The following is an 11,985-nucleotide window of genomic DNA, read 5'->3' on the forward strand; positions in this document are numbered from 1 at the left end:
AGGTAGCCTATTACATGAACAATATGAACGTAATTATTGCCGATGACCATCCGATAGTCTTGTTCGGTATTCGCAAATCACTTGAGCAAATTGAGTGGGTGAATGTTGTCGGCGAATTTGAAGACTCTACAGCACTGATCAACAACCTGCCGAAACTGGATGCGCATGTGTTGATTACCGATCTCTCCATGCCTGGCGATAAGTACGGCGATGGCATTACCTTAATCAAGTACATCAAGCGCCATTTCCCAAGCCTGTCGATCATTGTTCTGACTATGAACAACAACCCGGCGATTCTTAGTGCGGTATTGGATCTGGATATCGAAGGGATCGTGCTGAAACAAGGTGCACCGACCGATCTGCCGAAAGCTCTCGCCGCGCTGCAGAAAGGGAAGAAATTTACCCCGGAAAGCGTTTCTCGCCTGTTGGAAAAAATCAGTGCTGGTGGTTACGGTGACAAGCGTCTCTCGCCAAAAGAGAGTGAAGTTCTACGCCTGTTTGCGGAAGGTTTCCTGGTGACCGAGATCGCTAAAAAGCTGAACCGCAGTATCAAAACCATCAGTAGCCAGAAGAAATCTGCGATGATGAAGCTGGGTGTCGAGAACGATATTGCTCTGCTGAATTATCTCTCTTCAGTGACGTTAAGTCCGGCAGATAAAGACTAATCACCTGTAGGCCAGATAAGACGCGTTAGTGTCTTATCTGGCATTTGCACCGATTGCCGGATGCGGCGTAAACGCCTTATCCGTCCTACGATTCCCATTATTTCAACAGATTACATTAAAGTAGGCCAGATAAGACACGTCAGCGTCGCATCTGGCATTTGCACTGAATGCCAGATGCGGCGTAAACGCCTTATCCGTCCTACGAATCCCGCGATTTCCTGACCCTCTCGGCATATACCGTTAGCGTCTGTTTTATCACATCCAGCGTTACCGGCTTCGACAGGCAGCTGTCCATACCGGACTCCAGACACCGCTGCTTCTCTTCAGCCAACGCATTAGCAGTTACTCCGATAACCGGCAACGTCAGTCCCAACTGACGAATGCGTTGCGTCAAGCGGTAACCATCCATATTTGGCATGTTGACGTCGCTAAGCACGATATCAATATGATTCTTGCTAAGTACATTAAGCGCATCGACGCCATCATTCGCGGTTTTACATTGATAGCCCAACGATCCCAACTGATCTGCCAGCAGACGCCGATTAATCGGATGATCATCCACGACCAGAATCATCATATCGTCATTATCGCTGACCGCTTTGTCCGTTAACGGCAGAGCGTTAGCAGGATCGTCGCTCTCCATCTCGATCAAATAAATACGCGCCAACAATGCCGGTAGCTCATGCGGGGCAGCCACACTGTGTACCCACTCTCCTGGCGCTTTCTCCAGCGGAATACCAATATGGCGACGACAGAAGGTCACAACCGCTCTACCCTGCCATTTTTTGCTCACTACCTCGTCAGTGATTAACACATCTTCGGGAGTCGGTTCCTGCCCTTCGTATGTTGTAACGACGATGCCGCTGCGCTGCAAACTGGTTTCCAGGAACTGACAGAGCGACGCATTGCGGACCGCCAGCCAGCAACGTTTACCACTCAACCCTTCCACGCCTTTTTTCTGCGGGTACTGAGCGCCGTACAACGGAATACGCACGGTAAACTGGCTGCCCATTCCCGGTTCTGAATCTACCGAGATGTCGCCGTCCATCATGCTGATCAGTTTTTCACAAATCGCCAGACCCAGACCGGTCCCCTGGAAGTTACGCTGTACGCCCGTTCCGACCTGGAAGAAGGGATCAAACAAGCGCACCACTTCTTTCGCCGGAATCCCTACGCCGGTATCGCGAACACGGATAGAGAGATAATCGCCATCAGCGCGAACATGCAGAACTATACAGCCGGTATCGGTGAATTTTATGGCGTTACTCAACAGGTTGGAGATGACCTGCTGTAAACGCATCGGGTCGCCATTTAAGGCCACTGGCACATCCGGTTCAATAAAGCAGTACAAGCCTAGCTGCTTGCGTACCACCAGCGGTAAATAGTTGGCGGTGATGTGGTTCATCACTTCACGCGGTGAAAACTCACGCGGTTCGATCTTCAACTGTTCCGATTCAATCTTCGAGAAGTCGAGAATATCGCTGATAATTTTCAACAACAGGCTGGAAGAGTTGTTCATTGCCGTCACCAGACGATCGACGCCTTTCGGTAACTCTTTGGTTTGCAACAGATCCAGGTTACCGATAATGCCATACAGCGGCGTTCGCAGCTCATGACTGACGGTGGCAAGGAACATCGATTTTGACTGGCTCGCCTGTTCCGCTGCTTGTGCCATCTCCTGCAACGACTCTTCCATCTTCACGCGCGAAGAAACATCCACCAGCACACAAATGGCCACGTTTTCATTACGATAGCGCGAATGGACGAAGCTGATTTGCAGGTTGGTATTGTTGCTGGTCAGGACATCAACAAAATTGACCTGCTGCCCACAGATAATTTGTGTCAGCCGTTGGCGGTCCTCATGCGTAAGCATATTGAGATAGGTATGCGCCAGTTCGTTACTTAAAATATTGACGCCATCAGCGGTACGCAAAATGCAGATACCCACTGGCGCGGAGGCGACAATCTTGCGATTAAACTGCTCATGTTCTTCCAGTCGCAGGGCGTCGCTTTCCGCCGGAATGAAAATACGCCGCTCGTACATCCGCGCGAGAGTAAACAATGCAGCTCCGGCAAGCACATTCAGCAAAATTGCGTTAAGGATCAACATGCGAATGCGTTCCAGCACCTTATCAACTGGCACCGAATACACGATGCTTAGCGATGAGGGTGGCAGATTTTTCTTCAGCACCAGCTCCCGGAACCCTTCCGTATAGCCAAACCAGGAGCGTTCCTGCATCCAGCGAGGATCGCCCTTAATTTTACTTTCTGGTCCGGTAAGCGAAATCAGGGTATGACCATTTTCATCAAGAATGGTAACCCCCATCGGCAACGTACCAGGTAAGAAAAAATTCTCCATCCGGATAGTCTGCTCGACACCCAAAAGCGCCTGCAACCGGTTCGCCAGATAAACTGGCGTCAAGGCGTAAAAATACCCGACGCCAGGGCGCGGACCTTCGCTGATCCAGTAGAGGTTACTGCCGCTATCATCTTGTGGTGCATTTCGATATTTATTGATGCGTTCATGCAACGCTTTCAACGCGGTATCGCGTTCCACTGGCATATCACGCAGACCGAAATTGGCCATGCAGAGGTTATCGCTGCCGATTAAAAATACCCGGTTGAGATCGTAAGCCGCAGAAAAATTATCGCGCCAGTAGCGCATAAACCACGCCAATGACTCCAGAGAGCCTCGCCAGGTGTTACTCATTGCGGAACAATCAGAGTCAGCAAACAGCGGTTCAAACGCAGGCACATCCGTCTGCGTTTCTCGTCCACGCGGGGAAAGCACACCGTTTTCTGCCGATAAGCGATTTTCGGCAATGTACTTCAGCTCTTTCATCACATCAGAGGTGCGTTGAATAAAGCGCTGAGCCTGATCGGAACTCAGATTAAATTCCTGACGAATTTCCGATTCTCGCTGATGTAACGCATTCACGATGTAAAAAACGGATGAAAAAGCAATCAACAGCCAGAGCACTAACGCCAATGCTCTGAACATGTAGCGCGAGGCTTTCAGGGTTGTACGAAAAGAAGCAAGGTATTTCAAAGGGGCGAAGCTCCGCCTCAGGTGACCGATGGAGTGTGGTTAAGGTAGCGGTAAAAGCGTGTTACCGCAATGTTCTCTCTTCTCTGGAATATGATACACCGCCGAGAAATCATCACCTTAACCTCTGATAATCGTCATATACCGGACAAGACTAGTGGATTTCAGCATGCATTATATGAAGTGGATTTATCCACGCCGCTTACGCAATCAAATGATTCTGATGGCAATCCTGATGGTCATTGTCCCAACGCTTACTATTGGTTATATCGTAGAAACAGAAGGACGTTCAGCAGTCTTATCTGAAAAAGAGAAAAAACTTTCTGCCGTGGTCAACCTGCTTAATCAGGCGCTAGGCAATCGCTACGATCTCTACATCGACTTACCGCGTGAGGAGCGTATCCGCGCATTAAATGCAGAACTTGCCCCCATTACCGAAAATATCACTCACGCCTTCCCTGGCATCGGCGCTGGTTATTACAACAAAACGCTGGATGCGATAATCACCTACGCGCCTTCAGCGCTATATCAGAATAATGTGGGCGTTACCATTGCCGCAGATCACCCTGGTCGCGAAGTCATGCGTACAAATACCCCTTTGGTTTATTCAGGCAGGCAGGTACGCGGCGATATTTTGAATTCAATGATTCCCATTGAGCGTAATGGTGAAATCCTCGGCTATATCTGGGCCAATGAATTAACCGAAGATATTCGCCGCCAGGCCTGGAAAATGGATGTGAGGATTATCATTGTGCTCACCGCCGGTTTGCTGATAAGCCTGCTGTTGATTGTCCTTTTCTCCCGTCGCCTGAGCGCCAATATTGATATCATCACCGATGGCCTCTCGACTCTGGCGCAAAATATTCCCACTCGATTACCACAATTGCCCGGTGAAATGGGGCAAATCAGTCAGAGTGTTAACAACCTCGCCCAGGCACTGCGTGAAACGCGGACACTTAACGATCTGATTATTGAAAACGCTGCCGATGGCGTCATTGCCATTGACCGCCAGGGTGATGTAACCACCATGAACCCGGCAGCAGAAGTCATCACTGGCTATCAACGTCATGAACTGGTAGGGCAGCCTTACTCCATGTTGTTCGACCATACTCAGTTCTACAGTCCAGTACTGGATACGCTGGAACATGGCACCGAACATGTGGCGCTGGAGATCAGTTTTCCAGGCCGTGACCGCACCATTGAACTCAGTGTCACTACCAGTCGTATTCATAACACGCATGGTGATATGATAGGTGCTTTGGTGATTTTCTCTGATTTAACTGCCCGCAAAGAAACCCAGCGCCGCATGGCGCAAGCAGAACGCCTCGCCACACTGGGTGAGCTGATGGCTGGCGTGGCGCATGAAGTACGTAATCCGCTAACGGCTATTCGTGGTTATGTACAGATCTTGCGCCAACAAACCGGTGACCCAATACATCAGGAATATCTGTCCGTAGTACTCAAAGAAATCGATTCAATTAACAAAGTTATTCAGCAATTGCTCGAATTTTCACGTCCACGCCACAGTCAATGGCAACAAGTCAGCCTCAATGCATTGGTTGAAGAAACTCTGGTACTGGTACAAACCGCTGGCGTACAAGCGCGGATCGACTTCATAAGCGAACTGGATAATGAATTAAGCCCGATTAACGCCGATCGTGAACTGCTCAAACAGGTACTACTGAATATCCTGATCAATGCCGTCCAGGCTATCAGTGCACGAGGGAAAATTCGCATTCGAACCTGGCAGTACAGCGACTCACAACAGGCCATTTCGATAGAGGACAACGGCTGTGGCATTGATCTCTCGCTGCAAAAAAAGATCTTCGATCCCTTTTTCACTACCAAAGCCTCAGGAACCGGGCTTGGTCTGGCGTTAAGTCAACGCATCATTAATGCCCATCAGGGTGATATTCGCGTCGCCAGTTTGCCGGGCTACGGCGCAACCTTCACGCTTATTTTACCGATCAACCCGCAGGGAAATCAGACTGTATGACTGCTATTAATCGCATCCTTATTGTGGATGATGAAGATAATGTTCGCCGTATGCTGAGCACCGCTTTTGCACTACAAGGATTCGAAACACATTGTGCGAACAACGGACGCACAGCATTACACCTGTTTGCTGATATTCACCCTGACGTGGTGTTGATGGATATCCGCATGCCAGAGATGGACGGCATCAAGGCACTAAAGGAGATGCGCAGTAATGAGACCCGGACACCCGTTATTCTGATGACGGCCTATGCTGAAGTGGAAACCGCCGTCGAAGCGCTACGCTGCGGGGCCTTCGACTATGTTATTAAACCGTTTGATCTCGATGAGTTGAATTTAATCGTTCAGCGCGCTTTACAACTCCAGTCAATGAAAAAAGAGATCCGTCATCTGCACCAGGCACTGAGCACCAGCTGGCAATGGGGGCACATTCTCACCAACAGCCCGGCGATGATGGATATCTGCAAAGACACCGCCAAAATTGCCCTTTCTCAGGCCAGCGTCTTGATTAGCGGTGAAAGCGGCACCGGGAAAGAGTTGATTGCCAGAGCGATTCACTACAATTCGCGGCGGGCAAAGGGGCCGTTCATTAAAGTCAACTGCGCGGCGCTGCCGGAATCGTTGCTCGAAAGTGAACTGTTTGGTCATGAAAAAGGTGCATTTACTGGTGCACAAACCTTGCGTCAGGGATTATTTGAACGTGCCAACGAAGGTACTCTGCTCCTCGACGAAATTGGCGAAATGCCGCTCGTACTGCAAGCCAAATTACTACGCATTCTGCAGGAACGGGAATTTGAACGGATTGGCGGCCATCAGACCATAAAAGTTGATATCCGCATCATTGCTGCCACCAACCGTGACTTGCAGGCAATGGTAAAAGAAGGCACCTTCCGTGAAGATCTCTTTTATCGCCTTAACGTTATTCATTTAATACTGCCGCCTCTGCGCGATCGCCGGGAAGATATTTCCCTGTTAGCTAATCACTTTTTGCAAAAATTCAGTAGTGAGAATCAGCGCGATATTATCGACATCGATCCGATGGCAATGTCACTGCTTACCGCCTGGTCATGGCCGGGAAATATTCGAGAGCTTTCCAACGTTATTGAACGCGCCGTCGTGATGAATTCAGGCCCGATCATTTTTTCTGAGGATCTTCCGCCGCAGATTCGTCAGCCAGTCTGTAATGCTGGTGAAGCAAAAACAGCCCCTGTCGGTGAGCGTAATTTAAAAGAGGAAATTAAACGCGTCGAAAAACGCATCATTATGGAAGTGCTGGAACAACAAGAAGGAAACCGAACCCGCACTGCTTTAATGCTGGGCATCAGTCGCCGTGCATTGATGTATAAACTCCAGGAATACGGTATCGATCCGGCGGATGTATAACGCCAAAACTTGCTATGCAGAAATTTGCACAGTGCGCAATTTTCTGCATAGCCGCTCATTCTCCTTATAAATCTCCATCCAATTTATCCCTTCATATTCAATTAGTTAAATAACAAAATCCAATAATCTCATTCTGGCACTCCCCTTGCTATTCCCTGACTGTACCCACAACGGTGTATGCAAGAGGGATAAAAAATGAAAACAAAATTGATGACATTACAAGACGCCACCGGCTTCTTTCGTGACGGCATGACCATCATGGTGGGCGGATTTATGGGGATTGGCACTCCATCCCGCCTGGTTGAAGCATTACTGGAATCTGGTGTTCGCGACCTGACATTGATAGCCAATGATACCGCGTTTGTTGATACCGGCATCGGTCCGCTCATCGTCAATGGTCGAGTCCGCAAAGTGATTGCTTCACATATCGGCACCAACCCGGAAACAGGTCGGCGCATGATATCTGGTGAGATGGACGTCGTTCTGGTGCCGCAAGGTACGCTAATCGAGCAAATTCGCTGTGGCGGAGCTGGACTTGGTGGTTTTCTCACCCCAACGGGTGTCGGCACCGTCGTAGAGGAAGGCAAACAGACACTGACACTCGACGGTAAAACCTGGCTGCTCGAACGCCCGCTGCGCGCCGACCTGGCGCTAATTCGCGCTCATCGTTGCGACACACTTGGCAACCTGACCTATCACCTTAGCGCCCGCAACTTTAACCCCCTGATAGCCCTTGCGGCTGATATCACGCTGGTAGAGCCAGATGAACTGGTCGAAACCGGCGAGCTGCAACCTGACCATATTGTCACCCCTGGTGCCGTTATCGACCACATCATCGTTTCACAGGAGAGCAAATAATGGATGCGAAACAACGTATTGCGCGCCGTGTGGCGCAAGAGCTTCGTGATGGTGACATCGTTAACTTAGGGATCGGTTTACCCACAATGGTCGCCAATTATTTACCGGAGGGTATTCATATCACTCTGCAATCGGAAAACGGCTTCCTCGGTTTAGGCCCGGTCACGACAGCGCATCCAGATCTGGTGAACGCTGGCGGACAACCGTGCGGCATTTTACCCGGCGCAGCCATGTTTGATAGCGCCATGTCATTTGCGCTAATCCGCGGCGGTCATATTGATGCCTGCGTGCTCGGCGGTTTGCAAGTAGACGAAGAAGCAAACCTCGCGAACTGGGTAGTGCCTGGGAAAATGGTGCCCGGTATGGGTGGCGCGATGGATCTGGTGACCGGGTCACGCAAAGTGATCATCGCCATGGAACATTGCGCCAAAGATGGTTCAGCAAAAATTTTGCGCCGCTGCACCATGCCACTCACTGCGCAACATGCGGTGCATATGCTGGTTACTGAACTGGCTGTCTTTCGTTTTATTGACGGCAAAATGTGGCTCACCGAAATTGCCGACGGGTGTGATTTAGCCACCGTGCGTGCCAAAACAGAAGCTCGGTTTGAAGTTGCCGCCGATCTGAATACGCAACGGGGTGATTTATGATTGGTCGCATATCGCGTTTTATGACGCGTTTTGTCAGCCGGTGGCTTCCCGATCCACTGATCTTTGCCATGTTGCTGACATTGCTAACATTCGTGATCGCGCTTTGGTTAACACCACAAACGCCGATCAGCATGGTGAAAATGTGGGGTGATGGTTTCTGGAACTTGCTGGCGTTTGGTATGCAGATGGCGCTTATCATCGTTACCGGTCATGCCCTTGCCAGCTCCGCTCCGGTGAAAAGTTTGCTGCGTACTGCCGCCTCCGCCGCAAAGACGCCCGTACAGGGCGTCATGCTGGTTACTTTCTTCGGTTCAGTCGCTTGTGTCATCAACTGGGGATTTGGTTTGGTTGTCGGTGCAATGTTCGCCCGTGAAGTCGCCCGGCGAGTACCCGGTTCTGATTATCCGTTGCTCATTGCCTGCGCCTACATTGGTTTTCTCACCTGGGGTGGCGGTTTCTCTGGCTCAATGCCTCTGTTGGCTGCAACACCGGGCAACCCGGTTGAGCATATCGCCGGGCTGATCCCGGTGGGCGATACTCTGTTCAGTGGTTTTAATATTTTCATCACTGTGGCGTTGATTGTGGTGATGCCATTTATCACCCGCATGATGATGCCAAAACCGTCTGACGTGGTGAGTATCGATCCGAAACTACTCATGGAAGAGGCTGATTTTCAAAAGCAACTACCGAAAGATGCTCCACCGTCCGAGCGACTGGAAGAAAGCCGCATTCTGACGTTGATCATCGGCGCACTCGGTATCGCTTACCTGGCGATGTACTTCAGCGAACATGGCTTCAACATCACCATCAATACCGTCAACCTGATGTTTATGATTGCGGGTCTGCTGCTACATAAAACGCCAATGGCTTATATGCGTGCTATCAGCGCGGCAGCACGCAGTACCGCCGGTATTCTGGTGCAATTCCCCTTCTACGCGGGGATCCAACTGATGATGGAGCACTCCGGTCTGGGCGGACTCATTACCGAATTCTTCATCAATGTTGCGAACAAAGACACCTTCCCGGTCATGACCTTTTTTAGTTCTGCACTGATTAACTTCGCCGTTCCGTCTGGCGGCGGGCACTGGGTTATTCAGGGGCCGTTCGTGATGCCCGCAGCCCAGGCGCTGGGCGCTGATCTCGGTAAATCGGTAATGGCGATCGCCTACGGCGAGCAATGGATGAACATGGCACAACCGTTCTGGGCGCTGCCAGCACTGGCAATCGCCGGACTCGGTGTCCGCGACATCATGGGCTATTGCATCACTGCCCTGCTCTTCTCCGGCGTCATTTTCGTCATTGGTTTAACGCTGTTCTGACGGCAACCCTACAGACAGAAGGAATATAAAATGAAAAATTGTGTCATCGTCAGTGCGGTACGTACTGCTATCGGTAGTTTTAACGGTTCACTCGCTTCCACCAGCGCCATCGACCTGGGGGCGACAGTAATTAAAGCCGCCATTGAACGTGCAAAAATCGATTCACTACACGTTGATGAAGTGATTATGGGTAACGTGCTACAAGCCGGGCTGGGGCAAAATCCGGCACGTCAGGCGCTGCTAAAAAGCGGACTGGCTGAAACGGTGTGCGGATTCACGGTCAACAAAGTGTGCGGTTCAGGTCTGAAAAGCGTGGCGCTTGCTGCACAGGCGATTCAGGCAGGTCAGGCACAGAGCATTGTGGCGGGGGGTATGGAAAATATGAGTTTAGCGCCCTACTTACTCGATGCAAAAGCACGCTCTGGTTATCGTCTTGGAGACGGACAGGTTTATGACGTAATCCTGCGCGATGGTCTGATGTGCGCCACCCATGGTTATCATATGGGGATTACCGCCGAAAACGTGGCTAAAGAGTACGGAATTACCCGTGAAATGCAGGATGAACTGGCGCTACATTCACAGCGTAAAGCGGCAGCCGCAATTGAGTCCGGTGCTTTTACAGCCGAAATCGTCCCGGTAAATGTTGTCACTCGGAAGAAAACCCTCGTCTTCAGTCAAGACGAATTCCCGAAAGCGGATTCTACGGCTGAAGCGTTAGGCGCATTGCGCCCGGCCTTCGATAAAGCAGGAACAGTCACCGCTGGGAACGCGTCAGGTATTAACGACGGTGCTGCCGCTCTGGTGATTATGGAAGAATCTGCGGCGCTGGCAGCAGGCCTGAATCCCCTGGCACGCATTAAAAGTTATGCCAGCGGTGGCGTGCCCCCCGCATTGATGGGTATGGGGCCAGTGCCTGCCACGCAAAAAGCGTTACAACTGGCGGGGCTGCAGCTGGCAGACATTGATCTTATTGAAGCCAATGAAGCATTTGCTGCACAGTTCCTTGCCGTTGGGAAAACCCTGGGCTTTGATCCTGAGAAAGTGAATGTCAACGGTGGGGCCATCGCGCTGGGGCATCCTATCGGCGCCAGCGGTGCGCGTATTCTGGTCACACTATTACATGCCATGCAGGCACGCGATAAAACGCTGGGTCTGGCAACGTTGTGCATTGGCGGCGGCCAGGGAATTGCGATGGTGATTGAACGATTGAATTAACATGTAAAAACGCCCGATAGCGAAAGTCATCGGGCGTTTTCTTGAACATTGACAGTAAAGATAACCCCATTAATCACCAGTCAAAACTTTTCACCAGCGTCAGCTCGCCAGCATTACGCATCGGTACAATAAATGTTTCCTGTTTCTCATTGACCGATCCTTCATCGGTGATCAGCGTCAGTTGGGCGGTCGTCAATTCCGTTTCGCTGCGTCCGCCATAGTAGTTGATATACACCTGATAACGTCCGTGAATCGGCGCTGGCATGGCGAAAATCTCGGGTCCGTACCCCGTCGTGACATCCATATCCAGTGCACCACTGTTTTTCAGCACCGTGTTACCGTACCAGGCGTGTTCGCCATCGGGCGTGACAACATGGAGATCGAGATCGGTATTGTCCGTATCCCACGAGAGAACCAGCCGTAAACGTGCACGAATCGTTCCTGTACCCGGCGTTGAGTAAAACTGCATTTTTTGCCGGCTTTGCCCATCCGGGCTGATGACCTGTACGCTGTTGCTGCCTTCCGTGAAAATATAAGGGCGTGCAAATGAACCATCGGATTCAATTCTCTGCGGCATACTGGCACCGTTGACCACCAGCCGGCCCTGCTGAACTTTACCCGCCGCAGCATAATTCTTTATTTTGCCGCGGATCTGCGCTGAGATATTTTGATCATCTGCCATGTTGACGGACGACGCCGGGTAATTGATCGATTGTGAAAAACTGGCATCTTCACCCTCTGCCGGATGCCAGCCAGAGAGCGGTGCATCAATCTCGACTTCCTGCACACCTTCACTGTGAGCGACAGGCGAAAGCGCCACCAGTAACAACGGAAGAAAAATCTTTCGCATAGCA

At 50.8% G+C, this 11,985-nt stretch carries 9 protein-coding genes; 7 read left to right on the forward strand and 2 right to left on the reverse strand.

The window, feature by feature from the left end; genetic code table 11:
- Positions 1-14 precede the first annotated feature (14 nt).
- The gene (gene rcsB, locus ACJHWT_RS02310; RefSeq protein ID WP_001061917.1) at positions 15-665 is read left to right on the forward strand and encodes a response regulator transcription factor RcsB; all 651 of its coding nucleotides are present in this window, start codon (positions 15-17) and stop codon (positions 663-665) included.
- A gap of 199 nt (positions 666-864) precedes the next feature.
- On the opposite strand, the gene rcsC is transcribed toward rcsB, so the two are convergent.
- Entirely contained in the window at positions 865-3,714 is a 2,850-nt protein-coding gene (gene rcsC / locus ACJHWT_RS02315; RefSeq protein ID WP_000876056.1) for a two-component system sensor histidine kinase RcsC, read from the reverse strand.
- Positions 3,715-3,880: 166 nt separating this feature from the next.
- Here rcsC and atoS point away from each other — a divergent pair, with 166 nt between their 5' ends.
- From atoS to atoB, 6 genes are all read left to right on the forward strand, one after another.
- Positions 3,881-5,707 (forward strand): two-component system sensor histidine kinase AtoS, encoded by a 1,827-nt coding sequence (gene atoS / locus ACJHWT_RS02320; protein WP_001317952.1) that lies wholly within the window; start codon positions 3,881-3,883, stop codon positions 5,705-5,707.
- Entirely contained in the window at positions 5,704-7,089 is a 1,386-nt protein-coding gene (gene atoC / locus ACJHWT_RS02325) for an acetoacetate metabolism transcriptional regulator AtoC (protein ID WP_000125298.1), read from the forward strand. Before atoS ends, atoC begins: the two co-directional genes overlap by 4 nt.
- 195 nt (positions 7,090-7,284) lie before the next feature.
- Positions 7,285-7,947, forward strand: coding sequence for an acetate CoA-transferase subunit alpha (gene atoD / locus ACJHWT_RS02330; RefSeq protein ID WP_000850538.1), 663 nt, complete (start codon positions 7,285-7,287; stop codon positions 7,945-7,947).
- A complete protein-coding gene (gene atoA / locus ACJHWT_RS02335) occupies positions 7,947-8,597 on the forward strand; it encodes an acetate CoA-transferase subunit beta (protein ID WP_000339055.1) in 651 nt (216 codons plus the stop codon). The genes atoD and atoA overlap by 1 nt, the downstream gene beginning before the upstream one ends.
- On the forward strand, positions 8,594-9,916 hold the full coding sequence (locus ACJHWT_RS02340; RefSeq protein ID WP_000580278.1) for a TIGR00366 family protein: 1,323 nt from the start codon (positions 8,594-8,596) through the stop codon (positions 9,914-9,916). Before atoA ends, ACJHWT_RS02340 begins: the two co-directional genes overlap by 4 nt.
- 30 nt (positions 9,917-9,946) lie before the next feature.
- Positions 9,947-11,131 carry an acetyl-CoA acetyltransferase gene (atoB, locus tag ACJHWT_RS02345; RefSeq protein ID WP_000786539.1) on the forward strand — a complete coding sequence of 395 codons (1,185 nt, stop codon included), beginning with the start codon at positions 9,947-9,949 and terminating at the stop codon, positions 11,129-11,131.
- A 73-nt stretch (positions 11,132-11,204) separates the two neighbouring features.
- Here atoB and ACJHWT_RS02350 read toward each other — a convergent pair whose 3' ends face one another.
- Positions 11,205-11,981, reverse strand: coding sequence for a YfaP family protein (locus tag ACJHWT_RS02350; protein WP_001225852.1), 777 nt, complete (start codon positions 11,979-11,981; stop codon positions 11,205-11,207).
- Between the last annotated feature and the right edge of the window lie 4 nt (positions 11,982-11,985).

This window comes from Escherichia sp. WS338, from assembly GCF_046486405.1.
GTDB classification, from domain to species: domain Bacteria; phylum Pseudomonadota; class Gammaproteobacteria; order Enterobacterales; family Enterobacteriaceae; genus Escherichia; species Escherichia coli.